At 33.1% G+C, this 26,495-nt stretch carries 30 protein-coding genes and 1 pseudogene; 13 read left to right on the forward strand and 18 right to left on the reverse strand.

Translation table 11 applies throughout. The features are described from left to right. Positions 1-16: 16 nt before the first annotated feature. The 3 genes from AC1EUU_RS14105 to AC1EUU_RS14115 are packed head-to-tail and all read right to left on the reverse strand — an operon-like array spanning position 17 to position 1,388. A complete protein-coding gene (locus tag AC1EUU_RS14105) occupies positions 17-382 on the reverse strand; it encodes a SnoaL-like domain-containing protein (RefSeq protein WP_480202087.1) in 366 nt (121 codons plus the stop codon). A 30-nt stretch (positions 383-412) separates the two neighbouring features. Then, positions 413-1,069, reverse strand: coding sequence for a DUF2461 domain-containing protein (locus tag AC1EUU_RS14110; RefSeq protein ID WP_480202088.1), 657 nt, complete (start codon positions 1,067-1,069; stop codon positions 413-415). Between the two features lies 1 nt (position 1,070). Continuing rightward, a complete protein-coding gene (locus AC1EUU_RS14115) occupies positions 1,071-1,388 on the reverse strand; it encodes a hypothetical protein (protein WP_480202089.1) in 318 nt (105 codons plus the stop codon). 115 nt (positions 1,389-1,503) lie between these two features. On the opposite strand from AC1EUU_RS14115, the gene AC1EUU_RS14120 reads away from it, so the two are divergent. After that, the gene (locus AC1EUU_RS14120) at positions 1,504-2,499 is read left to right on the forward strand and encodes a GlxA family transcriptional regulator (RefSeq protein ID WP_480202090.1); all 996 of its coding nucleotides are present in this window, start codon (positions 1,504-1,506) and stop codon (positions 2,497-2,499) included. A gap of 16 nt (positions 2,500-2,515) precedes the next feature. Here AC1EUU_RS14120 and AC1EUU_RS14125 read toward each other — a convergent pair whose 3' ends face one another. From AC1EUU_RS14125 to AC1EUU_RS14145, 5 genes are all read right to left on the reverse strand, one after another. Next, positions 2,516-3,031, reverse strand: coding sequence for a hypothetical protein (locus AC1EUU_RS14125; protein ID WP_480202091.1), 516 nt, complete (start codon positions 3,029-3,031; stop codon positions 2,516-2,518). A gap of 1 nt (position 3,032) precedes the next feature. After that, on the reverse strand, positions 3,033-3,962 hold the full coding sequence (locus AC1EUU_RS14130) for an aldo/keto reductase (RefSeq protein ID WP_480202092.1): 930 nt from the start codon (positions 3,960-3,962) through the stop codon (positions 3,033-3,035). Beyond that, the gene (locus AC1EUU_RS14135) at positions 3,952-5,259 is read right to left on the reverse strand and encodes an NTP/NDP exchange transporter (RefSeq protein WP_480202093.1); all 1,308 of its coding nucleotides are present in this window, start codon (positions 5,257-5,259) and stop codon (positions 3,952-3,954) included. The genes AC1EUU_RS14130 and AC1EUU_RS14135 overlap by 11 nt, the downstream gene beginning before the upstream one ends. 78 nt (positions 5,260-5,337) lie before the next feature. Next, positions 5,338-6,378, reverse strand: coding sequence for a helix-turn-helix domain-containing protein (locus tag AC1EUU_RS14140; protein WP_480202094.1), 1,041 nt, complete (start codon positions 6,376-6,378; stop codon positions 5,338-5,340). A 76-nt stretch (positions 6,379-6,454) separates the two neighbouring features. Next, entirely contained in the window at positions 6,455-7,693 is a 1,239-nt protein-coding gene (locus tag AC1EUU_RS14145) for a glycosyltransferase (RefSeq protein ID WP_480202095.1), read from the reverse strand. Positions 7,694-7,783: 90 nt separating this feature from the next. Between AC1EUU_RS14145 and lpdA the strand changes: the two genes are divergently transcribed. From lpdA to AC1EUU_RS14160, 3 genes are read left to right on the forward strand one after another with little or no spacing between them, the layout of a single operon-like run. Further along, the gene (gene lpdA, locus AC1EUU_RS14150; RefSeq protein ID WP_480202096.1) at positions 7,784-9,190 is read left to right on the forward strand and encodes a dihydrolipoyl dehydrogenase; all 1,407 of its coding nucleotides are present in this window, start codon (positions 7,784-7,786) and stop codon (positions 9,188-9,190) included. 12 nt (positions 9,191-9,202) lie between these two features. Continuing rightward, positions 9,203-9,652, forward strand: a complete 450-nt coding sequence (locus tag AC1EUU_RS14155; RefSeq protein WP_480202097.1) for a YybH family protein — start codon at positions 9,203-9,205, stop codon at positions 9,650-9,652. 59 nt (positions 9,653-9,711) lie between these two features. Continuing rightward, positions 9,712-10,944 (forward strand): anthranilate synthase component I family protein, encoded by a 1,233-nt coding sequence (locus AC1EUU_RS14160; RefSeq protein WP_480202098.1) that lies wholly within the window; start codon positions 9,712-9,714, stop codon positions 10,942-10,944. Here AC1EUU_RS14160 and AC1EUU_RS14165 read toward each other — a convergent pair. Beyond that, positions 10,941-11,330: a hypothetical protein gene (locus AC1EUU_RS14165; protein ID WP_480202099.1), complete on the reverse strand. Its 390-nt coding sequence runs from the start codon at positions 11,328-11,330 to the stop codon at positions 10,941-10,943. The genes AC1EUU_RS14160 and AC1EUU_RS14165 overlap by 4 nt on opposite strands. Before the next feature lie 132 nt (positions 11,331-11,462). Between AC1EUU_RS14165 and panD the strand changes: the two genes are divergently transcribed. The 4 genes from panD (at position 11,463) to AC1EUU_RS14185 (ending at position 15,599) form a co-directional block, all read left to right on the forward strand. Beyond that, complete coding sequence (gene panD, locus AC1EUU_RS14170; RefSeq protein ID WP_480202100.1) at positions 11,463-11,849, forward strand: aspartate 1-decarboxylase; 387 nt, start codon at positions 11,463-11,465, stop codon at positions 11,847-11,849. A gap of 132 nt (positions 11,850-11,981) precedes the next feature. Beyond that, complete coding sequence (locus AC1EUU_RS14175; RefSeq protein WP_480202101.1) at positions 11,982-12,827, forward strand: alpha/beta hydrolase; 846 nt, start codon at positions 11,982-11,984, stop codon at positions 12,825-12,827. A 203-nt stretch (positions 12,828-13,030) separates the two neighbouring features. Beyond that, positions 13,031-14,593: a lytic transglycosylase domain-containing protein gene (locus AC1EUU_RS14180; RefSeq protein ID WP_480202102.1), complete on the forward strand. Its 1,563-nt coding sequence runs from the start codon at positions 13,031-13,033 to the stop codon at positions 14,591-14,593. Between the two features lie 34 nt (positions 14,594-14,627). Beyond that, positions 14,628-15,599 (forward strand): DUF4837 family protein, encoded by a 972-nt coding sequence (locus AC1EUU_RS14185; protein ID WP_480202103.1) that lies wholly within the window; start codon positions 14,628-14,630, stop codon positions 15,597-15,599. Here the strand turns inward: AC1EUU_RS14185 and AC1EUU_RS14190 are convergent. Next, the gene (locus tag AC1EUU_RS14190) at positions 15,596-16,585 is read right to left on the reverse strand and encodes an FAD:protein FMN transferase (protein WP_480202104.1); all 990 of its coding nucleotides are present in this window, start codon (positions 16,583-16,585) and stop codon (positions 15,596-15,598) included. The genes AC1EUU_RS14185 and AC1EUU_RS14190 overlap by 4 nt on opposite strands. Positions 16,586-16,719: 134 nt before the next feature. Between AC1EUU_RS14190 and AC1EUU_RS14195 the strand changes: the two genes are divergently transcribed. After that, a complete protein-coding gene (locus tag AC1EUU_RS14195; protein ID WP_480202105.1) occupies positions 16,720-17,586 on the forward strand; it encodes an OmpA/MotB family protein in 867 nt (288 codons plus the stop codon). A gap of 71 nt (positions 17,587-17,657) precedes the next feature. On the opposite strand, the gene AC1EUU_RS14200 is transcribed toward AC1EUU_RS14195, so the two are convergent. From AC1EUU_RS14200 to AC1EUU_RS14215, 4 genes are all read right to left on the reverse strand, one after another. Then, a complete protein-coding gene (locus AC1EUU_RS14200; RefSeq protein WP_480202106.1) occupies positions 17,658-17,984 on the reverse strand; it encodes a YegP family protein in 327 nt (108 codons plus the stop codon). 104 nt (positions 17,985-18,088) lie between these two features. Continuing rightward, the gene (locus AC1EUU_RS14205) at positions 18,089-18,889 is read right to left on the reverse strand and encodes an alpha/beta hydrolase (RefSeq protein WP_480202107.1); all 801 of its coding nucleotides are present in this window, start codon (positions 18,887-18,889) and stop codon (positions 18,089-18,091) included. Then, positions 18,882-19,757, reverse strand: a complete 876-nt coding sequence (locus tag AC1EUU_RS14210; RefSeq protein ID WP_480202108.1) for an alpha/beta hydrolase — start codon at positions 19,755-19,757, stop codon at positions 18,882-18,884. Before AC1EUU_RS14210 ends, AC1EUU_RS14205 begins: the two co-directional genes overlap by 8 nt. A gap of 29 nt (positions 19,758-19,786) precedes the next feature. Beyond that, positions 19,787-20,167: a Na(+)-translocating NADH-quinone reductase subunit F gene (locus AC1EUU_RS14215; RefSeq protein ID WP_480202109.1), complete on the reverse strand. Its 381-nt coding sequence runs from the start codon at positions 20,165-20,167 to the stop codon at positions 19,787-19,789. A 145-nt stretch (positions 20,168-20,312) separates the two neighbouring features. Here AC1EUU_RS14215 and AC1EUU_RS14220 point away from each other — a divergent pair, with 145 nt between their 5' ends. From AC1EUU_RS14220 to AC1EUU_RS14235, 4 genes are all read left to right on the forward strand, one after another. Continuing rightward, complete coding sequence (locus AC1EUU_RS14220) at positions 20,313-20,774, forward strand: Na(+)-translocating NADH-quinone reductase subunit F (protein ID WP_480202110.1); 462 nt, start codon at positions 20,313-20,315, stop codon at positions 20,772-20,774. Positions 20,775-21,252: 478 nt separating this feature from the next. Continuing rightward, positions 21,253-21,999 (forward strand): DUF6090 family protein, encoded by a 747-nt coding sequence (locus AC1EUU_RS14225; RefSeq protein ID WP_480202111.1) that lies wholly within the window; start codon positions 21,253-21,255, stop codon positions 21,997-21,999. Between the two features lie 43 nt (positions 22,000-22,042). Beyond that, complete coding sequence (locus AC1EUU_RS14230) at positions 22,043-22,759, forward strand: DUF6090 family protein (RefSeq protein WP_480202112.1); 717 nt, start codon at positions 22,043-22,045, stop codon at positions 22,757-22,759. Next, positions 22,756-23,157 (forward strand): cupin domain-containing protein, encoded by a 402-nt coding sequence (locus tag AC1EUU_RS14235; protein WP_480202113.1) that lies wholly within the window; start codon positions 22,756-22,758, stop codon positions 23,155-23,157. Before AC1EUU_RS14230 ends, AC1EUU_RS14235 begins: the two co-directional genes overlap by 4 nt. A gap of 197 nt (positions 23,158-23,354) precedes the next feature. Here AC1EUU_RS14235 and AC1EUU_RS14240 read toward each other — a convergent pair. The 4 genes and pseudogenes from AC1EUU_RS14240 to AC1EUU_RS14255 all read right to left on the reverse strand — a co-directional run bounded on the left by AC1EUU_RS14240 (position 23,355) and on the right by AC1EUU_RS14255 (position 26,492). Then, a pseudogene (locus AC1EUU_RS14240) lies at positions 23,355-23,647 on the reverse strand (GIY-YIG nuclease family protein). A gap of 117 nt (positions 23,648-23,764) precedes the next feature. Further along, positions 23,765-25,072 (reverse strand): NADH:ubiquinone reductase (Na(+)-transporting) subunit F, encoded by a 1,308-nt coding sequence (nqrF, locus tag AC1EUU_RS14245; protein ID WP_480202114.1) that lies wholly within the window; start codon positions 25,070-25,072, stop codon positions 23,765-23,767. 1 nt (position 25,073) lies between these two features. Continuing rightward, positions 25,074-25,796 (reverse strand): NADH:ubiquinone reductase (Na(+)-transporting) subunit E, encoded by a 723-nt coding sequence (gene nqrE / locus AC1EUU_RS14250; protein WP_480202115.1) that lies wholly within the window; start codon positions 25,794-25,796, stop codon positions 25,074-25,076. Between the two features lie 3 nt (positions 25,797-25,799). Next, positions 25,800-26,492, reverse strand: a complete 693-nt coding sequence (locus tag AC1EUU_RS14255) for an NADH:ubiquinone reductase (Na(+)-transporting) subunit D (RefSeq protein ID WP_480202116.1) — start codon at positions 26,490-26,492, stop codon at positions 25,800-25,802. Positions 26,493-26,495 lie beyond the last annotated feature (3 nt).

Here is a 26,495-nt window from a genome sequence, read left to right on the forward strand (position 1 = left end):
CTCAATATTAATATCTCTATTGCATAGGTGTGAAGAAAAATTCTTCTCGAACAATTTTACCATTATCTACTTTATAAAGGCATACTTCTTCCATCGTTGAGCGTGGCGTTCCTTTAAAAGTAACATCCATTTTCATTGTACATGAAAAAAACTTGTCTGCTACTATGGGGTCTGAAACTTCCATGCCATGTACTTCTTCGGTCATTTGATCAAATTGTTTTGCTTTCGCGATTACTTCATCAATACCATTACATTCTTTAGATGGAGATCCTTCTGGTTCAATACTTACAATCTCATTGCTATAAAGTTCTTGCATTGCAGTTTCAAATTGCCCTTGTCTGCATAATGCTACTAATCTGTCTGCTACTTGTTTTGTTGTCATTAGTTCTATTGATTTATTATTATTTATTTTTTAAAATGCTTTGTTTAAGTATTCGTTTAAAGGTTTAATTGCTTTAAAATGTTCTAGAATTATATTGGTTAAACTTGAAGAATTATGATAATCTTCTAATGACAATTGAGTCATTGCATAAAATTGTTTATTGTAAACAAGGCTAGTTTTTAAGGAAGTATTTTCGAACTCTTTATCTATGCGTTTTGCCTTTTCACCTTTTATTTCTTTTAAATAATTCATAAAGTTTTCAGAATTTATAATACTTAAAAAATCATCTGTATTTAATGCAATATGTTTTCGAATCAATTTTACTTCAGGTGGTTTTACTGTAAACAAACCTCCACCAACATGAATGGTATTTGCATCTATTCCTAAATAATATCCTGGTAGCGTTGATTTTCTTCCATTTGGTGAAAACCCTGCTTTAAGTAAGGTATGGTATGGAGTTTTGTCTTTCGAAAATCGTACATCTCTATTAATTCTAAACAGCGCTTTTTTTTCATCAGAAAGAATTCTGGTATCCCATTTTCTTAGCGTCGGTATCAATTCAGAAAGCAATTTTAAAAAGGGAGTTTTCACATCTCGCTCATAACGTTTCTTATTCGCATGAAACCATTCTTTATGATTATTTTGCGCTAGCTCATTAAAAAAATTGGAATAGGCTTTTGTTATCATATTAGTTCTTCTTATTTAATTCTAGAGCTATTAATGTTAAATGCTCCCATTTAGAATGAAAAGCATAGTCTACTTCATACCATCCAGAAAGCGGTTTCTTATTCTTAAATGGGCTAAATTCAATTAAAGGAACTTCTATATGTTCATCTTTAAGGTCTTTTCCAAGTTTGAATACCATTTTGTTTTTCCTTGAAAAAAAGGCAATAACTTTTCCTTGATAGTGAATCGCCGGTGAGCTCATCATTTTACCTTCTGTTACACCCCTATAACTTTTACAGAATTGAGTTTTAATAGATTCAAAAAGTAGTTTTTCTTTCATGACATCTCAAAATTAACTAATGAATCGGTTTAATTAGAAGGGTAATTATGACACTTTAAGGGGTTGATTGTGACATCATCAATTCATACCTTTGAGAACGAAAAATAGTATCAAAATGAAACATGTGAGCGTCTTAGTGCCAAAAAGCAGTGCTGTTCTAAGTAGTGTCGTTGGACCTTATAAAATATTTAACGCTGTTAATCAATTTATGATCGACACAACCGGTCAACCTTTTTTTGATATTCATTTAGTGGGTATTGAAAAAAATACCGTTTTATATGATGGCGCTTTTGCCATTCATTGTGATTCCACGCTCGATGAAATAAAAAAAACCGACCTCGTAATTATTACCGCTTTAACACCAAATAGTATCGATCATGAACTTGAGAACAATAAGGATTTTATCCCATGGATTCAAAAACAACGATTAAAGCATAAAGCCGAAATAGCTAGCTTATGCGTTGGCGCTTTCTTTTTAGCTGAAACAGGCCTAGTAGATAACAAGCAATGTGCTACGCATTGGGCAGTGATTGATACCTTCAAAAAAATGTATCCTCAAATAAATGTTTTACCAGAAAAAATTGTTACCGATCAAGAAGGAATTTATTCTAGTGGAGGGGCGTATTCTTTCTTAAACCTTCTCTTGCATTTGGTAAGAAAATACTGTGGACAAGAAGCAGCTATATTTGCTTCAAAATTCTTTGAAATTGAAATGGATCGTGATAATCAAAATCAGTTTGCTATTTTCAAAGCGCAGAAAGATCATCCAGATTCTTTAATAAAAAAAGCACAAACCTACGTTGAAAATAATATAGCTCAGAAGATTTCTGTTGAAGAATTGGCGAAAATGCTAGCAATCAGTAAGCGCAATTTTATACGTCGTTTTAAAAAAGCTACCGGAAATACACCTTTAGAATATATACAACGTGTTCGTATAGAAGCTGCAAAAAAGAAATTAGAATCTACTGATCAAAATATTAATGAAGTAATGTTTCTTGTAGGTTATACAGATACCAAAGCATTTAGAACTATTTTTAAAAGATATACCGGATTAACTCCCATTTCTTATAAGAATAAATATAATAGAGAACTTGTTGCGGTGAGTTATTGATCAACCTTAAATTAATTTACTCGACCAACGTTCCTTTCTCAATATAATTCCAAATACTTGGATTCTCTGGATCTCCATATTTATTTTGCCCTTTCCAGACATATTTCTTGAAATCTTCATCAAAAATGAGCGCTCCAAATCGCTCATGGTAGTCTTTAGAATTGGGGTCAACCTTATTTTTTATCGTTAATGTGCGCTTTTCTTGATCCCAGCTAAGAATATCAAATTGAACTTTAGGCCAATTGCTAAAAAAAGAAACCATTTCAAACTCTTTAGCCTTTGAATTAAAATGAATATACCAACGATAGGTCCGTTCTTTTCCACTCGATGAGATAGCTTTCGATTTCAATTCTATATAGGTATTATCTAAAACATACCGCCCAATTCTTGTACTCTTTTCCCACCAACCATTTTCTATATTATCTTCTCTCACTTCCCATTTACCAATTAAAAAATCTAAATCTGAAATAGATTGTGAATAACTAATTAGACCAGTAAAAAAAATGATGAATATTTTAACAAATGTTTTCATTTTATAGGTTTTTAATATGGTTATACATTTTTTCTCGCATGGTATTATCTGGTAATTTACCATAGCCAGCCATCATATTATCAATCACATGATGTGGCTTTGATGTTCCAGGTATTACACAGGTAACCAATTCGTTTGAAAGAATAAACTTTAGAAAAAATTGCCCCCAGCTATTTATGTCATACGCCTGACACCACTCCGGAATTTTTCTCCCACGAGTTATTCTAAAAAGTGAACCGCTATCATAGGGCTGATTAATTAAAACGGCTGTTTTATTTTCTCTAACAGCTTTGAATAATGATTCTTCAGCATGGCGATCTCTAATGGAATAATTAAACTGTACAAAATCTGGTTTTTCTTGTTTGATAATCTTTTCAAGTAAAGCGTGTGATGAGTTAACATAGTGAGTAATCCCCCAATATTTGATCTTACCTTTTTCTTTCCAACTCTTTAATGTCTTTACATGTGTTTTCCAATCAACGAGATTATGAATTTGCATTAAATCCATTTGTTTTCGACGCATTAAATCGAAAGAATGTTTCATTTGCCTTATTCCGGCATCTTTTCCAGAAATCCAAACTTTGGTAGCGTAGAAAAACTGATCTTCACCCGATTGTGCTGTTAAGTCTCCTACTACTTTTTCTGAGCTGCCATACATTGGTGATGAATCAATAACCTTACCACCAAGTTTTTTCATTTCTTTAAGCACTTTGATTAATGTTGCTCTTTTCTCAGATGAACTCCCCACATCGAAGGTTTGCCAAGTACCAAGTCCTACTACCGGTAACTTTTCATTTGATGAAGGAATAATCCTTTGTAGCATAGCATTTTTTAAATTAAATGATATTAAACCTGGGGCAACCAACAATCCAGCAGAGGCTAATCCCGCTAACCGAAGCGCTTCCCTTCTATTATATAATTTATTTATCATGTTGTAACCTATTTAAAGTTAACTCTTTTTCTATTCTTGTATGTTTTTTCCCTAACGTATATCCTGTGAATGACCATAACAATACCAGAGGCACCGCTATTAGAGCTATTAATGACAGCCCCAGGCCTAAAGAAATAAATAGGGTAAATACCCATCCTGTTAAAGCATCTCCTCCACGATACACCACAGTATCAATAAAATTCTTAGATCGGTATTTTTCTTCTTTGCTACACACCGTATAAAGCATTTCACGTGATGGCTTTAAAATAGCAAAATTCCCAGCCCGGTGAATAACAATAAATATAGCAACTATCAATAACGACAACTTATAACTTATAATTAAAAAACCCATAAGCAATACCAAAGGAATACTACTTAATGCAATAGCCAGGCCGTATTTTTTAATGACCCGATTGGTAATTAAAAATTGCCCTGAAATTGCTAGGGCATTAGTTGCAAAATCCACTTTAGAAAAATACATGATGCGTTCTCCAGAATCTTTAATTGTCCGTTCTAAAATATGCGCTTGTTCAAAATACAAAAAGGTAGAAACCGCAGTGTATAATAAAATAAAACCTATAAGACCTAATAAGTATCTTGAGTGAAACACTTTTTGTAATTGTTTCCAAAAATTTCTCTTAAGAATGGCTTCAGGATCAAATAAATTCGAGCTATCATCGACTAATTTTTCTTGCTTTATCCTTGCTATCTTTTTTATAGAAACTATCGCAATAGCCAAAAAACCAATTGCAAGAATCAAAAGATTTTTTATGGAGGAATTGTGAGCTATTAAAGATGAAACTAAGGGCCCTGTCAATGCTCCGAGGCTACCACCAGCGGCAATGACTCCAAACACTCGCTTTGATGCTTTGCTAGAAAATACATCTGCCATAAAACTCCAAAACAAGGAAATCACGAACAGATTGAATACGCTTAACCAAATAAAAAAAGTACTTGCCAGCACGCTTGAGCTTCCGATGAATGCAAAGAAGAAGTAAAAAATAATTAGATTACTAATAAAAAACCCATAAGAAATAGTAAGCACTTTTTTAATTGGATAGCTTCTCGTAATAAAACCAAATAAAGGTATTATTAATAGCATCACAATAAAAGTGCCCGTGAATAGCCATTGCATTTTATTGGCTCCGTTAATGATCCCCGTTTCATCTCTTAAGGGGCGTAACATAAAATACCCAGACATTAAACTAAAAAAGTATATAAATGACCAAAGCACTATTTTTTGTTCTTCTGGACGGATCATAAGTTTTATCAATATTTTATTGATATGATGTTGCATACTCTTGATTTATGACAAACCAAAAGTGCTTTTCATTTTTATAAAACTATGAGCGATTTGATAACTAGAAAGAGTGATTTATAAATCCGAAAGACTTTTTTTGTAAGACGAAGGTGTTATACCGGTCTGTTTTTTAAAAGCTATGTTGAACGATGACAGAGAATTAAATCCACATTCATAGGCAATGCTGGAGATTTTAAGATTTTGATATTCTTTAAGAATTAATAATCTCTTTGCGTCTTGAATACGATAACCATTAACATATTCAGAAAAATTTTTAGAAAACGAATTATTAATAGTATGTGAAACAACGTAGACTGGTAATTTTAAGATTTCCGATAGTTTTTTGATTGTAAAGTCAGCTTCTAAATATGGTTTTTCTTGAGTCATAAACCCTTCTATTCTTTTAGCATAATCGTTGGATGTATTTTTTGCTAACTTAATATGTTTATACTTTTTAAAATTCTGAATAACTTGTGGATTCTTCACTAAGAAAAAACTTAAGAAATAGGTAAATACACCATATATAATTGGGCCCAATAAGTAAGGCGTTAAGCCTAATATATAATTTGAAAAGTAGGCTAATTGAAGTACTAAAGTTCCTACAGTTAGGATACCCAACCATAACCATTCTCTATTTTTGGGAATGAATTTATCCTTTCTAGCAAGAGCATAACCAAATACCCAGAGTGTTATTAGGCTATAGATCAATTGATGATATAAAAGTAATTTGTATCCGCCAATATGCCAAAAATTATTAGCGGTTAGTTGAAAAAGAAAAAATAATAATGCAACAACCGGAATAAAATGCAGCCAGTTTTTAACAGACCATTTTCTACCAAAAATATAATGATATACGTATAAAAAAAGTAACGGCCCAAACGCTACATGTGCAGCAAAACCCAAATTTAAAAACCAATTTGGTGTGCCTTCAATATACACCCATAGTACGGACTTAATAATACGCAATGTAATAGTAAAAAAGAATGCGGCTAATAGAAGGTTTTTAAAATCACGTCTTTTATCAATGAAACTATAAAGTGAAATATATAAGCTCTGTGCAGCACCCAAACTACCAATAAGGACTTCTATATTCTTATCTAACTTTACAGTTTTCAAAATCTAAAAAATAACAGACACTAAGTTAGCTTAATTTTTAAGTCGAAAAATAAACAGTTGTTATTTTAGGATAACTTTAAGACTTATGACTCTTAGCTTCAATCCATTTGCTTAGATATTTTGTGCTCTGTAAAGAATGATGTTGTAAGAGCGCTCCAAGAAAATTTTGAGTTCTATGATGTTCTAAATTTCCTTGCAATTCTTTTATGTTTTCAATTAATTTCTGCCCTAAAGATTCTTTATCGTATAATTGATTAATCAGGTTAATCCCATTTTTTTGAGATTGCTCCCAAAGCAATTTATTCGAATATAATTCAATTGCTTCTTTTGCAAATAGCTCAGGGTCATTTTCTATAAATCCATTCCAAGGTAAAGTACCATGCATACCTTCGGCGCCAATGGAAGTAGTCATACTCGGTGCCCCGCATAGCATTGCCTCCGACAATTTCCCTTTGATTCCGGCACCAAAGCGTAATGGTGCTAATACCACCCTAATATTTCTTACTACTTCTTCGGGATTATTTGTAGCACCTTTGATCAAAAACCCTTCGCGCTCATTATGTAAATCATTCACTTGTTGCGTAGCGTAAGCAACATATATATGCATTTCTGCTTTAGGTAATTTTTTTTTAATTACCGGCCAAATGGTCTTTTTTAATTGTAAAATAGCATCAACGTTTGGGTCATGCAAACAATTACCAATAATGGTAAAGTGCTTTCGTTCATCGAACGACTTCCATGATTTCACATGATCTTTATCTATCTTTTCAAGTAAAAACGGAATATGATGTAAAAGTGAATCATCTATCTTGAACAACCGTTGTAACACATCAATTTCATAGGTAGAAATCATTAGAGATAGATCACACCTAAGTATAGAAGCTATCTCTCGCTTAGCGAGATCAAACGTTAATAAGTCTTCTTCTTCAAAAGCTCTATTTTCTTTTAGCGCTAGATGTCGTGCTTTTCTTAAGGTGTGAAAATCTTCAGTATCTAAAATCCGAAGCGATTTAGGGCAATTTTCGATAACCCGCCACCCGAACTGCTCTTCGATCATATAGCGGTCAAATAATACGACTGCGGGGTTCAAATCTTTAACAAAGGTGTCAAAAGAATTATCATTTAACTTAATTTCAACCTCATCAATTCCAATTTCTGATAGATTCTTTGCTCTATTAGAACGCTGTGCTGTTGAAGCAAATGTAATTTTATAGCCTTCTTTTAGAAAAGCCTCAATAAGTTGCAACATCCTGCTTCCTGCGGCAGAGGAGTTCGGCTCTACCCATACATAGCCAATAATTAATAGGTTATTCATGGCACAAAATAAACGATAATAAACCATTCATCCTAGTTTTAGGAACTCGGCAATTATGTTTACTTTTGTTCTTCAAAATTTAAAACACACATGAGTACTTACGATGTAGCCGTTATTGGCTCTGGTCCCGGAGGTTATGTTGCAGCCATTCGTTGCGCGCAACTGGGTATGAAAACTGCAATTATAGAAAAATATGACACTTTAGGTGGAACCTGCTTAAACGTTGGCTGTATCCCTTCAAAAGCTTTATTAGACTCTACACATCACTATTATGATGCTATTAAACACTTTGAAGATCATGGTATTGAAATTACAGGTGAAGTAAAGGCCAGTCTAGAAAAAATGATTGCTCGTAAGCAGGGTGTGGTTGATACGAATACTTCGGGTGTGAAGTATCTAATGGATAAAAATAAAATTGATGTATATCACGGTTTAGGTTCTTTTAAAGATGCCACCCATATTACTATTGCGAAAGCAGATGATACATCTGAAGAGATTGAAGCCAAACATACCATTATAGCTACAGGGTCAAAGCCTTCTACACTTCCATTTATTACAATAGACAAAAAGAGAGTTATAACTTCTACAGAGGCTTTAAGTTTAAAAGAAATACCGAAACATCTAGTTATTATTGGTGGTGGTGTGATTGGGTTAGAACTCGGACAGGTATATCGTCGTTTAGGAGCTGAAGTTTCTGTAATAGAATATATGGATCGTATTATTCCAACTATGGATGCATCACTTTCTAAAGAATTGCAAAAAGTATTAAAAAAGCAAGGTGTAAAATTCTATACGAAGCATAAAGTAACCGCAGTAAAAGCAGCTACTAAAGAAGTAACCATTACGGCCGACGACAAAAAAGGAAATTCAGTGGAGTTCAAGGGAGATTACTGCTTGGTTTCTGTAGGTAGAAGACCTTATACTGATGGGCTAAGTTTAGAAAATGCCGGTGTAAAAATGACAGATAGAGGTCAGGTTGAAGTAAACGATCATTTACAAACTAATGTTTCTAACATCTATGCCATTGGCGATGTAGTTCGTGGCGCCATGCTTGCCCATAAGGCAGAAGAAGAAGGTGTATTCGTAGCAGAAACTATAGCCGGACAAAAACCACATATTGATTATAATTTAATACCGGGTGTTGTATATACCTGGCCAGAAGTTGCCGCAGTTGGTAAAACTGAAGAAGAATTAAAAGAAGCGGGGGTAAACTACAAATCTGGGCAGTTCTCGATGCGCGCCTTAGGAAGGTCTAGAGCTAGTGGCGATATTGATGGTTTTGTTAAAATTTTAGCTGATGCTAATACCGATGAAGTTTTAGGAGTTCATATGTGTGGTGCTAGAGTTGCCGATCTTATTGCTGAAGCAGTTACTGCTATGGAATTTAGGGCATCTGCAGAAGATATTTCTCGAATGAGCCATGCCCATCCAACATATGCCGAAGCAGTAAAAGAAGCGGCATTAGCCGCAACCGATAATAGACCTTTACACAGTTAAAATAATTATAAGATGAGATTTCTTTTTACGTTCGTATTTTTAATAACCACAGTAATAACGGCTAAAGGCCAAGAAAAAGAAGTCTCATCTTCTTATCAAACTTCAAAAAAGGAAATTACCGAGATGCTCAACAAAGATGCAAAGTATTGGAGCGAAGGTAATATTGAAGCCTTTATGGAAAGTTATATAAAGTCTGACAGCCTCGTTTTTATTGGAAGTCGTGGTTTAACCTATGGCTGGCAAAAAACGTTAGATAACTATAAAAAAGGGTATCCTACTAAAGAGCACATGGGCACATTGAGTTTTGATTTGTTAGAATTCAAGGAGCTCGCTTCCGATGTTTTTCTTGTTATTGGAAAATACAATCTAAAAAGAACCGTTGGTGATGCCAGTGGTTATTTTTCTATTATCTTAAAGAAGATTGATGGAAAATGGAAGATTATAGCTGACCATTCTTCATAGAATTGCGAATTTCAAAAAAAATACCTCTTAAAGATTTACAACATATCAAGTCAAAATTATTGGCTTGGTCTCAACAGTTTAACGAAGTAATTTGGTTAGATAGCAATAAGTACCCTCAAAATTATTCAAGTTTCGAAGCAGTATTAGCTGTAGGTGCCAAAACACATTTAACCTGTAATTCAAATTACGCTTTCGCGGAATTGAAGCAATATAAAAATAGAATCAATGATTTCATTTTTGGATATTTAAGCTACGATTTAAAGAATGATGTAGAACATCTTTCTTCAAGTAATTTTGATGGATTGAACTTCCCAGAATTGTATTTCTTTCAACCCAAGAAGTTATTCTTCTTAAAGGATCGTCATTTAGAAATTCGATACTTAAAGGAATATGAGAGTGAACTTGAAGCAGATTTAGAACAAATTTTTAATAGGGATGAGATGCTGAAACAAGTTCAGCATGATGTTAAAATTCGTAAACGTATTTCAAAAAAGGAATATCTAAAACACTTAGATAAAGTTTTACATCATATTCATAGAGGTGATATTTATGAGGTTAATTTTTGTCAAGAATTTTATGCTGAAGACGCTGTTATCAATCCACTTCCGGTATATCAATATCTTAATAATATCTCTTCTCCTCCATTTGCTACTTTTTTAAAACAAAATGATAAATATTTACTTTCTGCTTCTCCTGAGCGTTTCGTAAGAAGAGAAAATAATAAACTAATATCTCAACCTATAAAGGGAACAGCTAAACGCTTACAAAAGAGAAAACTTGATAAAAAACTGGCCGATCAACTTGAAAATGATGAAAAAGAACGTTCTGAAAATATTATGATCGTTGATCTAGTAAGAAATGACTTATCTAAAACGGCTATAAAAGGCTCTGTAAAGGTAGAAGAACTATGTAAGGTGTATTCTTTTAAACAGGTGCATCAATTAATTTCAACAGTAACTTCGGAAGTATCAGATAAAACCGATAGTATAGCTATTATTAAAAGTCTATTCCCAATGGGTAGTATGACAGGAGCGCCAAAAATTTCTGCCATGCATATCATAGAAAAGGAAGAAAGTACCAAACGTGGTTTATATTCGGGGGCTGTAGGTTATTTTACGCCAAACGATGATTTTGATTTTAACGTGGTAATACGAAGTATCTTATATAATAAAACAAAAAAATATTTGTCATATTCTGTTGGTGGTGCTATAACTGCAAAATCAGACCCAGAGAAAGAATATCAAGAATGTTTGCTGAAAGCTATAGCCATGAAAAAGGCGCTAAAAGCTTAAGGAGTGCACGTAAAGTCGCTCGGCGCCCAAATTATTTCGTCATTTTCTAATACTGTAGCGGGTATATCTTGATCTCTATTACCAATAATACCAATAAGTTCTCCTTTACAATTATATACCGTAAATACGGAATTGCACGTTGGGCAACAGTCTAAGTAAATAATTATGATTTGTCCCTTGTAAGTAGATTGGGTAATATATTGATATTTTGTAAACGTTGTGGGGTTGGCTTCTCTATTTTCAATTTCTTCGGTTAACCAAGCAATATCAGAAGTAGAATCTTCAACTTGACATAAACTCTTTAATGAATCTTGCGTCACTTCATCATCTGAGGTGCAACTAAACAAAAACAAACACAATACCAAAATATAAAAAGATAACCTCATTTCGTCGATAGATTTATTTACTAGACTCCAGTCGTATAATAAGGTTGCTTAAAGAGGTAATAATTATTTTTCTTTATCGTAAAAATTCTTCTATAAATCTTAAATTTGCAGAAAATTTTAAAGCCCTATTTCATGGATATCAACATGCTTAAATGTAAAATTCATAATGCTACAGTTACTGAAGCCAATTTAAAATATGTAGGTAGTATTACCATTGACAGTGATCTACTGGATGCATGCGGTATGTTAGAATACGAAAAGGTACAAGTTGTAAACGGTAATAATGGAGCCCGCATAGAAACATATACTTTTCGCGGAGAATCTGGTAGTGGTATTATTTGTCTAAATGGTGCAGCCGCTCGTCATTTTGAAGAGGGTGATGAAATTATAATCATGGCTTATTGTCAAATAAATGCTGAAAAAGCAAAAGAACACAGGCCAACAGTGGTTTTAGTTAATAAAGAAAATAACGTTTTAAAAGTTGGTAATTACGAAGATTACGGTGTTATCGACTGGTAGTTTAGTTCCATTCAATTCGTTTCCGTTACGATTGATTTCACAATTTTAATCTTAAAAATCTATACAGGTAATTGTGTTTGGTAAGGTGATTCCTTATTTTTGGTGAAACCAGCGTTAAAACATTTTAAGCGCATGAAAAACTTATCAATGACACATCAAGAGTTTAATTTCACTTTTTATAAAACTAAATTTTACGCACAGTATTTTCATCCAGAAAGAACTAAGGGAGTTGTAATTTTGGTTCATGGAATGGGTGAACATTCGAGTAGATATTCCTCTTTTGTTATTCCGAAATTAATTGAGCAGAACCTAGCAGTAGTTACTTATGATCAATTTGGCCATGGAAAGACGCAAGGCAAAAAAGGGCACAATCCAGGATATTCTTATTTATTAGATACTTTAGAGATTGTTATTGAAAAAACTCAAGAATTATTTCAGAAGCAACCGCTATACCTCTATGGCCACAGCATGGGTGGTAATGTGGTGCTTAATTATGTATTAAAAAGAAAGCACCCTTTTAAAGGAGTAATCGCTACAAGCCCTTTATTACGTTTAGCATTTCAACCTCCTAAATGGAAACTTATTGCCGGAAAATTAATGCAAAAAATTGCTCCTTCAATTACGTTACCAAGTGAGTTGGATACCAATGCAATCTCTCGAGATGCTAATGAGGTCAAAAAATATATAGAAGACACCCTTGTTCATGATAAAATAAGTGCCAATTATTCTTTATCAGTATTTGATGCAGGTGAATGGGCAATCTCTAACGCTAATAAAATAAACGTTCCAACATTGGTAATTCACGGAACTGGTGATCAGATTACGAGCCATGAAGCTTCGCAAGATTTTGTAAAAAATACTCAGGGGAAATCAGAATTAATACTTTTTGAAGGTGGTTATCATGAGTTGCATAATGATCTTGATAAAGAAGTTTTCATAAAAAAAATAGTTGCTTGGATAGACAAAATAAGCCAGTAGGTCATTATTTATAAGCAAAAATTTAACATTTTAAAGATAATGAGATCAATAATTGGTCGTTATAGATTATTAAAATGTAGAAAAGCATGTTTAGCTACGTAAGATGCTGAATATCAATTGTAAAACAAAATAAAATAAATTATATATTTTTGCTCTGATCGATTAGCTACTAGAAAGCTTTCTATTTATTAAGATTTATGACGATGACAAAACCCCTTCTTATTCTATTATTAGTTTTTTCAACCTTTGCCTTTAGCCAAGAAGAAAGTAAACCGCAAAACGGTGATTTAAAAGATAATCCGAAAGCGAAACCGGTAAACTTTGGCGGAAGTGTTGCTCCAAAAGAAAAAGAAAAAACCAAAGACTCTTTAAACCTTATCAATCATAAGGAAGCAACTTTAATAGACAGCTTATGGTTAAGCTCGTTGTACCAATCGCCTTTATATGATTCGATTCAATATGTATTGCCAGAATCTCAGATTTTAGATCAGGTTGATATTAATCTATCAACTGAAGAGCTAAAAAAGCGATTAGCGCATTTAGATAGCAAAACACCTTTTAATGTAGAATATAATCCTTCATTAGAACGTATCATTAAATCTTACCTTAAAAATCGTCAAAAATCATTGGTTAACTTAATGGGTAAGGCGCAGTATTATTTTCCAATGTTTGAAGAGCATTTAGATAAATACGACCTTCCTTTAGAAATTAAGTATTTAGCGATTGTAGAATCGGCATTACGTCCACGCGCTCGGTCTCGTGTTGGCGCATCCGGTTTATGGCAATTTATGTATTATACCGGAAAACAGTTTGGTTTGAATGTTAGTTCATACGTTGATGAGCGCCATGATCCACTTAGGGCAACTGAAGCTGCTTGTAAATATTTATCAAATCTTTATGGGATTTTTGGAGATTGGGATTTAGCCTTAGCGGCTTATAACTCGGGCCCAGGTAATGTAAGTAAAGCTATTAGACGATCGGGTGGCAGTAAAAACTATTGGAATATTCGCCATTTTCTTCCTCGAGAAACAGCCGGTTACTTACCTGCTTTTTATGCAACCTATTATATTTTAGAGTATGCAAAAGAGCATAATATACCGGTGGGTAAAACCTATATTAACAATTTTGAAACTGACACCATTCATGTAAAAAGGCAACTTACATTTGAACAAATCAATAAAGTTTTAAATACAGATGATGAGCTTTTAGAATTCTTGAATCCACAATATAAATTAAACATCATTCCATTTGTAAAAGGTAAAAACTATACTTTACGGTTACCAAAAGATTTGCTTGGAAAGTTTGTCTCTAATGAAGCTCAAATTTATGCCTTTGCAGAAGCGGATGATGCAAAGCGCGAAAAACCACTTCCGAAGTATTTTGAGCCTAAAAATAGAATTCGATATAGAGTTAGAAATGGTGACTATTTAGGAAAGATAGCACAGCGCTATGGTGTAACCGTTTCTCAATTAAAACGTTGGAATGGTTTACGAAGTAATCGTTTACGTATTGGACAGCGATTAACTATTTATCCTAAACGATTTACGGCATCAAGAAAAAAGAAATCAAGTACTAAAAAAGTAACTGCTATAAGCACTCCTAAAGGGAATTACACTACTTATGTCGTTAAGAAAGGTGACTCTTTATGGACCATTTCTCAAAAGTTTCCTCAAGTTTCTGTGGGTCAAATCAAAAAATGGAACAATATTTGGAGTGTAAAAAACCTTAAACCAGGTACCAAACTTAAAATCTATAAAGGATCGTAATTTTTGAGTTTGTTATCATAAATAACTAACATCAATGAAAAAATTATTCCTATTAGCCATTTTTACTATTGTATTAACTTCTTGTGGTACTAAAGATGGTAAAGTAACCTTAAGACAGTCTACCGGAAATATGAATAGCTTATTAATAGTTATGAATAACTCTGAGTGGCAAGGCAAAGCCGGAGATGCATTACGTGAAATTATAGCTGCACCCGTACTAGGGTTACCTCAAGAAGAAAATCAATTTTCTGTACATCAAGTACCTCCTAAAACATTTACTCAATTGTTTAAAGCCAATCGAAATTTACTCTTTGTGGGTGTTGATAAGCAAGACAATTATAGCGTAAGCACGAACCTTTATGCAGAACCACAAATAGCCATGACTATTCTTGGTAAAGATGAGGCCTCATTAATTGATCAAATTAATGCACATAAAAAAGAAATTATTTCTGTTTTTAAGGAAGGAGATTTAAAGTTTTTTCAAAAAAAATTAACGAAAAAACACCTTGAAAGTGATGCTATTAAAACATTGAATGCTTTAAATGTATCAATGAAAATTCCTTCCAACTATCGTTTGGTAACAGACAATGGTGAATTTCTATGGTTGCGAAATGAAACCGCTACAGATGTAAGTAAGAATATCTTAGTGTATTCTATGCCAATAAATACCGATGACGACCTTATGGGTAACAATATTGTAGCTATGCGTGATACCATCGGCAAACGTTTTATACCAGGAGGCCCGGAAGGATCTCACATGATTACCGAAGCTGCTTATTCTCCTCATATTAAAAGCACTAAACTCAGCGGGAAAGATGCTTTTGAAGTACGAGGTAAATGGGAAGTAAAAGGTGATTATATGGCTGGCCCTTTCTTAAATTACTCGGTAGTAGACGAAAAAAATGACCGTATGCTAATCATCGAAGGTTTTGCGTATGCGCCAAATATCAATAAGCGTGACTATATGTTTGAATTAGAAGCAATTCTTAAAACCTTACAACTTTAAAAATTTTCTGTAGCATAGGTTTTTATTGAACCTTGCACATCACTATAAATTAAATAAGCACGCAGTTCTTGATGTTTTGTTAAGAACTGCTTTGCTTTTTCTAGAGACATTGCCATTAAAGCAGTAGCGTACCCATCTGCATCTGCACAATCAACCGAACCAATAATTGAAACACTTAGTAAGCTACTTTTTGTTGAATATCCGGTTTTTGCATTTAAAATATGTACATACTTTTCTCCGGTAAGTGAATCTACTTTAAATTTTCTATAACTTCCTGAGGTAGCCATAGCTTCATTCTCAAGTTCAATAATTTTTTGATATGAACGTGTGCCGTCAAAATTGGGATCTTCAATACCTACTTGCCAGTTTGAGTTATCTTCTTTTCTTCCACGCGTTCTAATCTCTCCTCCTATCTCTACCAGATAATTTTTCACCCCTTCAGATTCTAAAAAACGTCCTGCTATATCAACTGCATACCCTTTGGCAATTGCATTAAAATCAAAATAAATACTATCATTTTCTTTTATGATTTTTTGATTTTTCAAATGAACCTTATCAAAACCCACCAACTTTAATAATCGCTTAATTTTAGCAGAATCTGGTTTTGATATTGCTTTTTCTGGGCCAAACCCCCATGCGTTTACCAAAACACCTATGGTAGGATCAAAAGCCCCTTCGGTTTCATTGTAAATGCTAAGTGACTTGGTGTATACTTCTTCAAAATAATTATCTACTACTACTGCAGTATCACCGCGATTGATCTTTGAAATATCTGAGTTTGATATGTAGGTAGACAATGATTTATTAATAGCATGAAATAAGCTATCTATTTGCCCGGTAAAATCTCGATCATCATTATAAGTAATATGAAAAGTTGTGCCAAAGGCATGTCCTTCTAACAAGGTTATTTGGGGCTCATTGGCTTTTTTGCATGAAAAGAAAAGTAGTGAACACCCAAAAAGCAATAAAAATATTTTACGCTTCATATTTACTTTAGATTCTAGTATTAAACTTGCCAAAGATACTTTAAGTGTTAAAAAGATATTAAATAACAACTAAAAAATTATAAATGGAGATATTTTAATAACTTCGTAATCTTTAATTAAATAACTAGTCCATCATGAAGAGAACTCTTACACTAATCTTTGCTTCTGCAATTTTACTTTCATCATGTGTTTCTCAAAAGAAATTTGCGGAATTACAAAGTGAATATGATGCCACAAAGCAACAATTAACAGATGCCAATGCTAAAGTTTTAGCTTGTCAAGTAGAAAAAGATAAATTAGCCAACCAAGTAGCAACCCTAGAATCTCAAAACAGCTTCTTACAACAAAATAATGAGAATAATATTAGGCAAATTGAAAGCTTAACTCAGTTATCACAGTCGGCAAGTAGTAATATTAAAGATATTGTTGCACAGCTAAGTGAGAAAGATAAATATATTAATGGTATTCGTGGTGCGATGTCTCGTAAAGATTCTATTAATCTGGCTTTAGCGGTGAATTTAAAAAGCGCGTTGGCTGCAGGTATTCAAGATGAAGACATCATTGTAGATGTTGAAAAAACCGTTGTATACATCACTATTTCTGATAAGTTATTATTTAAAAGCGGTAGCTCCAATATCTCTACAAAAGCTAAAGATTTATTAGCAAAAGTAGCAGCTGTTATTAAGGAAAAACCAGAAATGGAAGTTATGGTTGAAGGTTATACAGACAATGTGCCAATTAGCACTACCAAAACAAAGGATAACTGGGATCTAAGTACACAACGTGCAACTGCCGTTATTAGAGTATTACAAAATGACTTTAGTATAGATCCAAAAAGATTGATTGCTGCCGGTAGAAGTGAGTATTTACCATTGGCATCTAATGATACTGCTGACGGACGTTCTCGTAATCGTAGAACACGATTTGTTATTTTACCTAAGCTTGATGAATTCTTTGATATCTTAGAGCAAAAGCCAGAAGCTAGTTCTACAGGAAACTAATGCATATAATTATAACTAAAATAAAAACCGCTCAATGAGCGGTTTTTATATTTTTTAAAGTACACTATTTTTTATGCCTCTACAACATCGGCATCGGGAGCGTTTTTCTTTACCGAAGCAATACCATTTTCCATAGCAGAATTAGACGAGTATTGCTCGCTAGTACCAATAACTTGTCCGTTTGTTGATTTTAAGTTAAAATATGGCTCTCCGTTTTTGGCTTCTAATCTTTCGTAGCAAGCATCATCACCACAATTTTTTCTTACAGATTCAATACCGTTATCACATCCAGATTTAGATGCATAACCTTGGCTTGCTAAAATAGTTTGACCATTACCAGCCTTTAATCTAAATCTGTACTTACCTCCTTTATCAGTGTACACTTCAAATTTTCCCATAATTATTATTGTTTAATTTTTTGTTTATTGACCAATTTATAAATTTCGCAGCTAATTTAAAAACGTTTTCAGTTTTTCTTTATAAAATACTTGTTCACAGCAACTTATTTTAATAGCTCATTCAGTACGTTATGATACCTTTTATAGTGAATTAGATCATTATGACCGCCTCCTTCGATGGTAATAAATTGTTTATTCTCAATGGTAGCTTCATTAAATAATTCAACACTACCATCGTAGGGAGTAATAAAATCTTCAGTACCATGAAAGATGGTAATTGGGCATTTCACCTGTTTAATATATTTATTGGTTTCAAATTTATATTTCAAAAAATACATGGGCATAAACGGAAATCTATGTTTTCCGGCTGCGGCCAAATTATAAAAAGGGACTTCTAATATTAATTGTTTTGGGTTATTATCTGCCGCTACTTTTGTTGCAAAAGTAGTACCCATAGATTTACCATAAACAACTATTTTATCTTCTGCATACTGTTCTTTTAAATAGTTATAACTAACTTGAGCATCTTGGTACATTAATGTATCATTAAAAGTTCCAGTACTTTTTCCATAGCCCCTAAAATCGATTGCAAAAACATCATAATTATAATCTGTAAAATACCTTAGTACATTACCCCATCGTTTTAAACTTCCAGAATTACCATGGAAATAGAGTATTACTCCTTTAGTTGTATCTGATCTAAAATGAAGTGCGTTAATGGTTTCACTGTCTGATGTTTTTAGATTTACTTCTTCAAAATCAAAAGTAAATGCATATTCAAAATCTTTTGATAATTTTTCTGGATGAAAGATCAACTTTTCTTGAAAGAAATAAGCTCCAATCAATATTAATACATAAGCAAATAGCAACCACTTAAGTATTTTAAAAATCTTTTTTTTAATCATTAAATTTATTAGAATGTTTTCGTCTGGTGTAATCGATACTTGTATTTTCCCGGTCAATTTCTTTGAATGGCTTTGACTCTAGTATTTCTTTTAATGCACGATGATAGCCTTCAAAATTATGTAAGTTTTTATGACCTCCACCAATTATAGGGTAAAGTCGTGTTAACTTTGGATTCACTTTAGACAAGCGCACACTCGATTTCATCGGAATTACCTTATCGTTGGTGCCATGTATAATTTTAACCGGACATTTTACATATTTCATCCATTTAAAAGTTGGCATAGCATAACGCAATACTAATCCTATGGGAATAAATGGAAAGTAGCGTTTCACATTGTTTGACATACTATAATAAGGGCATGCCAAAATGAGCATTCGTGGTTCATTGACTGAAGCAATCTTAGTGGCAAGACCCGTACCTAGCGATCGCCCGTAGACAATTATATAACGTTCATTTACTTTTTCCTTAATCTTATTGTAGATAGCTTGTACATCATCTTTCATGGCTTTTTGTGTGCGTTTACCAGTGCTCTTTCCAAAACCCCGATAATCAATCATAATCACATCCCAATCGTGATAGGTAAAATCAACAGCAAACTTCCCCCAGCCTTTAATACTTTTCGAGTTTCCCTTCAAATAAAATACCACTCCTTTAGGATGATCGGTTTTAAAATGAAGCCCGTTAATTACAACTCCAGGTTTTATTTCAACATTATACTCATCTACTTGTTGATTTTCATATTGAAACACAAAATCTTTGGGCAATTTCTCGGGGTGAAAAATAAAGCGCTCTTGAAAGAAATAAATAAAAAGGCTTACTAGTGTAATAAAACCTAAAACAAGTAATATAATTTGTGGCCAGCTCATTTTTAATAAGCTAAAGATACAAATATTAACTATTCGTGTATTTTAATGAAATCTTCGAAAGCTACATAATAAGGATGATCTTTAAAAACCGGCATTTCTATGCTCTCTGCATTCGCAATACCAACACCCGCAAACCATACTGAGGCATTTTGTTTTTTAGCATGTTGCACGAAAGTTTCCATCCATATTTTATCATATTGTTGAGCATCTTGTAATTTATTGGTAACTTTTACCAAAACAAAGATCGTAGGTTCTCCTTTTTTAAAAAGCACAAATTGAGGATGCTTTTTTAACTTACTATTTACTGCAATGAATTCATAACCCTTCTTTTGAAGTTTTTTACCAACGATATTCATTCCTAGATTATGAAGTTCTTGCTCAGTAAGCGGCGTCATCATCTTTTTAAACATGTATTTAGAACACAAAAAAACAAAATGTATTGCATATTAACCAATTGATTTTATTTTTTTAATAAAACTGTTAATTCTTTCACCACATACAACATTTACTAATAAATAATTGTTATATTTTTAGATGAAAGAAATTTAGCATTCTATGAATATTCCAGATCGTTTAGAACAGGCACTAATAAAATTATATGACGCATTTCATAATGATGAGTTAAATCCCGAATGTTGTTCTGCCTGTGCCGTTGGGAATATTCTGGATAATTATGATAGCTGGAAACATTTGTCTAATGATCATGGTTCGCTAAACTTAAGTTATGTTGGAAGAATACATCAACAGTTAGGTAGAACTTTCAACGGATATTCTCCATTAGAGTTGTTACAAATAGAAAAGATTTTTTTAGAAGCCTGTGGCTTTAAAACTCCATTATGCCATTATGATGCTAAGCCGCATAATCCAAGAGATAAAGAAATATTATTTAGAGGTTTATCTGCAGTAGTGGCGTTTTTATGTAAACTGGATGATATCGCCAATGTAATGGATTATTCAAAGATCTTTGAATATGAACAAGAAAATCCGGTTTATAAATTTGAAGTAATCTATCAATAAACTATGTCAGTTTGAGTTGAGCCTTTCGGCTATCTCTCAAAACAGGCTAGGTGAAGTATCAAGAACTTACTCGAAGTAACTTCAGATTATTACTTAAAACCTAGCTTAAATAGGTTTAGCAAGCTATCAAGTAAACCGAGCTTTAAATGCGTTTTATTACAGCTATAACATACGTACCTTTTACTATTCGGAAATAGCATTCGCTGATATTTTTTACGACGCACTCTTTCTAATGTGAAGTTACATCTATAGCAATTCATAATTTCTCCCTTTTTCATAACTAACGTACTGAACGTCAAAATATTCTATAAAATCAAGAATATATATTACATAAGGAGCAATTTACGTGCCAATTTTATAGCCATTGAACCACCCTACTTTTTACTCCTATAAAAAAAATAGTAACTTTATGACAGTTAGTGAATTGTAACATTTTAAAATTAAGTGCTACCTATTTATTAAAGAACTCAACCAAATCATGCTAAAATTCTTTAGAAGAATCAGACAATCGCTGCTGTCTGAAAATAAATTTTCAAAATATTTACTTTATGCCATTGGCGAGATAATTCTTGTAGTTATTGGAATCTTGATAGCACTTCAGATCAACAATTGGAATGAAAGAAAAAAAGAACGTGCTAAAGAACAAGCTTTTTTAAGAGAAATAAATTTAGATTTTAGATCTAATAAAACACAGCTTGACTCAATAATTAGTTACAACAAAGTAAGTTTACATTCAGCAGTTAGGCTACTAGAAATAATAGGAACATTTGATCTACAAAACCCTCAAAAAAATGAGGCTAATGCTCATTTAGTAGATAGTATCAAAGTTTATAACCGTTTGGTATGGAGAAATAAATCATTTAATCCTAAAAATGGAGCTGTAGAAGCACTTTTAAATTCATCTTCTTTTGATTTAATAAAAAATGACACTTTACGACGAAATTTAATTTCATGGAAAGATGTTTTAGGAGATTATTTAGAAGAGGAACAGTTTGCAATTAATTTTCTATTCAATGAATATGGCCCATGGGCAAGGGCAAGTTTCGATCCAGATCTCACTGATGATCCTGAAAACACAAAAGCACTTTTTAGTAAGCGACATAGAAATTTTATAAACCAAAGAGCTGGAGATTTATTTAATAATTTAAATACAGTAGAAGAAGAAGGTATAATTGTTATGATTAATGATATCATTAGACTAACAGAAACTAAACAAAATGATTAAGTTCTTCCGTAAAATACGTCAATCACTAATCAACCAAAACCAAATGGGCAAATACTTTAAATACGCTATTGGTGAAATACTACTTGTGGTTATTGGTATTTTGATTGCATTACAGATCAATAATTGGAATGACCTAAGACTTGAAGCAAATAAAGAGCAAACTATCTTGAAAAATTTACGTTCAGATTTTAACCATAATATTGCTGAATTTGACAGAATTTATAACAGCACAGCAAACTCATATACATCTTCATTAAAGTTGCTAGAGACTATTAAAGATGATAGTAAAATAAATTCGATTGAAATCGATTCATTACTCAACTCTATTATCAACGACTTTTATTCGCTTGATCTAAATTCGGCTTCAATAGATGAAATAAAAAATTCAGGCTCCCTTAATATTATTAAAGATGCTCAACTTAGAAAACAACTTTCAAATTGGTCATTTATAGAAGCAGATACCGAAGATGACATTGAAATATATTATAACTATATGTTCGATTTTTTTATCCCCTCTTTAACAAATAAGTCCATTTTAAGAAATATGGCTATACCAGGGCATTTAATAAAAAAAGTTGGCCTACCAAACATTTCTAACTCAGAATTTACTATAGATTATAACGAGACCATAAGGACACTCGAATTTGAAAATCAAGTATATAATAACGCATTGAATGTAGTTTATGTTTTGGATGCTTATAAGAAAATAGAGGCATATCTAAACGATACGTTAAAACTCATAGATTCAAATATTAAATGATCAAATTCTTTAGAAATTTAACTAGCAATCAAATTCTTTTTGCAAGTTCTTTGGTAATACTCTTATTACTATCTGGTTGTAAAGAAAAGCAAACATTACCAGACCCACTAAAAGCAGGTTGGAAAGGAAAAGCCGTTTGCGAAGTATTAGAAGACAATAACGAGTTAAGAGTGCTTAAATGTACATTTAAACCGGGTGCAGGGCACGAAAAACATTATCATAACCCACACTTTGGGTATACCCTTACCGGCGGAAAATTTAGAATTACAGATGTTACCGGAACGCGAGAAGTTAATGTACCAACCGGATCTAGTTTTAGTAATGATGAAGTGACCTCACATGAGGTGTTAAATATTGGAAAAACTACCGCCGTATTTCTAATTATGGAATATAAATAAAAACCGATAAACTCCGGTTTCTATTTCTGTTGTCAGTTCAGGTTAAGTTCGGATAATAATCGGCGCGAAGTATCGAGAACTTTTGGCAACTACAATTAATCACTTCTCGATATAATTTTCTATTGAAAATCACTCGAAGTGACAAAAAATAAATACACTGTCAGTTCGAGTTGAGCGAAGCGAAGTATCGAGAACTCTTAAGAATCAAATTTCTTTTTAGCTAAATTTGGTAGCTTTTCTAACTCATTATTAATAAGAGCTTTCTTTTTAACTCTAGACCATTTTTTGACCCGTTTTTCCATATCAACGCTTCTTCAACATTTGTGAATTCAGCATAAAAAACTAACTTAATTGGTCGTTTGTTGTAAGTATAGCTATTAAAATGTTTTCCTGATTTATGCTCTTGTATTCGTTTTTTTAATTCAGAAGTAATACCCGTATAATAGGTTTTGTCTGAGCATTCAAGAATATAAACATAATATATCTTCATAATTTAAAGTTACAACTTCTCGATAAAATCCATCAGAAGTGGATCACTCGAAGTAACAGAAAACAAAAAGCCGAGCAAATTGCTCGGCTTATTTTATACTTGAAGTCGCAATACGACCTATCCTCCAAAGTCATCGAATCGGATGTTCTCATCTGGTATACCAAAGTCTTCACCCATTTTCTGTACCGCTTTATTCATTAATGGCGGTCCACAGAAATATAATTCAATATCTTCTGGTGCTTCATGATGGTTTAGATAATTATCGATTACACAATTATGAATGAAACCTACAAATCCATCACCTTCACCATCAATACCATCTTTTACTTTCCAGTTATCTTCTTCTAAAGGTTCAGATAACGCTAAGTAAAACTTAAAGTTCGGAAACTCTTTTTCTAACGCATAAAAATGCTCCAGGTAGAATAATTCACGTTTAGAACGACCACCATACCAATAGGTTACTTTTCTACCCGTCTTTAATGTTTTAAATAAGTGATATAAGTGTGAACGCATTGGTGCCATACCAGCTCCACCACCTACATATAACATTTCGGCATCAGACTCATTAATAAAAAACTCGCCATAAGGGCCCGAAATAGTTACTTTATCACCTGGTTTTTGAGCAAAAATATATGATGATGCTACCCCAGGATTTACGTCCATCCATCCATTTTTATTACGATCCCATGGTGGCGTAGCAATACGTACATTTAACATGATCTCACGTCCTTCTGCAGGATATGAGGCCATAGAGTAGGCACGCTCAACCGTTTCGGTATTTTTCATTACCAATGGCCAAAGACCAAACTTATCCCACTCAGCTTGAAACTTATCTGGTGTTTCATGCTCTTCCGGATGTGCAGTAATATCAATGTCTTTATAATTAATGGTACAGTTCGGAATTTCAATTTGAATATATCCACCTGCCTTATAACCCATATCTTCAGGAATCTCTACTACAAATTCCTTAATGAAGGACGCTACATTATAATTACGAACAACAGTAGCTTCCCATTTTTTAATACCAAATACTTCTTCTGGTATTGTTATGTCCATATCTTGCTTTACTTTCACCTGACACGATAAACGCGCTCCCTCTTTTAATTCTTTACGTGTAAAATGAGGAGTTTCTGTTGGTAGTGCCTCTCCTCCACCTGACAAAACATGGCACTCACATTGAATACAGGTACCACCACCACCACAAGCAGATGGTAAAAATATTTTCTGACCGCCTAAGGTAGATAATAAAGAATCACCCGATGGAACCTCAATTTCCTTTTCACCGTTGATCGTAATTTTTACCGGGCCTGAAGGCGCTAACTTCTGTTTTACAAACAGCAGTAATGATACCAACAACAATATAACTGCTAAAAACGCTATTACTGTGGTTACAATTACTCCTGTAGTACTTGCTGCTAAAAACATATTATTTATTTAATGCTGTTGTTGTGTTTTCTACTATTTCTTTTTTCTCTTCTTTGTCATCAATCTGGCTCACTTCTTCTGTTTTCTCCTTTTTATTTCCTTCATCACCCGTTAACATTCCTCCAAAACTTAAGAAACCAATTCCCATTAGTCCAGTGATAATAAAAGTAATTCCAAGTCCTCTTAACGGAGCTGGAACCGCCGAATAACGAATCTTCTCACGAATAGCTGCAATCGCTAGAATAGCTAAAAACCATCCAATACCGGAGCTCACCCCATAATTCAATGCTAAACCTAATGTTGGAATCTCACGAGCCTGCATAAATAATGAACCACCCAAAATGGCACAGTTTACTGCAATTAATGGTAAGAAAATACCCAAAGAGTTATATAATGCCGGAGCAAATTTTTCTACAATAATCTCAACCAATTGTACCATCGTTGCAATAGTTGCAATAAACATGATAAATGATAAGAAACTTAAATCATAATCTGCATACGCTGCACCTAATGTTTTTGCTAATGCTCCTGGTTGTAAAATGTATTGATCTAACAACCAGTTTAAAGGAACCGTTACGGCTAATACGAAGATTACCGCAGCACCTAAACCTACTGCTGTTGATACTTTTTTAGATACAGCTAGGTAAGAACACATTCCTAAGAATGTAGCAAATACCATATTCTGTATAAAAACCGATTTAAAAAATAATTCTATATGCTCCATATCTTAGTGATCTTCTACTAATGCAGGATTTTTAGTTCGCTGCACCCAAATTAATATTCCTACTATAATCAGCGCCATAGGTGACAATAACATAAATCCGTTATTTTCATATCCTAAAGCGTATAAGCCTGTTTTAGCTATTGGATCACCTAATACCGGAAATCCTAATAAAGTACCTGACCCCAATAATTCTCTAAAGAATCCTACAATAATTAATATCACTCCATAACCCGCAGCATTTCCAATACCATCTAGAAATGATTTCCATGGGCCATTACCTAAAGCAAATGCCTCAAAACGTCCCATAATAATACAGTTGGTAATGATCAAACCAATAAATACCGCTAATTCCTTACTCAATGCATATGAATATGCCTTGAGCACCTGGTCTACAATGATTACCAAGGAAGCAACTACGATCAATTGAACGATAATTCTAATCTTAGAAGGAATAATATTACGCATCAATGAAATTACAACATTACCAACACCTAATACAAAGAATACTGCCAACGTCATTACAATAGACGCTTTTAATTGAGCTGTAATCGCTAATGCCGAACATATACCTAATACCTGAATGGTAATTGGGTTATTATCGGTTAATGGATCGGTAACTAATTTTCTATTCTTTTTAGAAAACAAAGGTTCGCTAGGAGCCTTTACTACTTTTTCTTGCTCTGCTACTTCTGCCATGTG

It is taken from the genome of Maritimimonas sp. 2205BS37-2 (assembly GCF_056591755.1).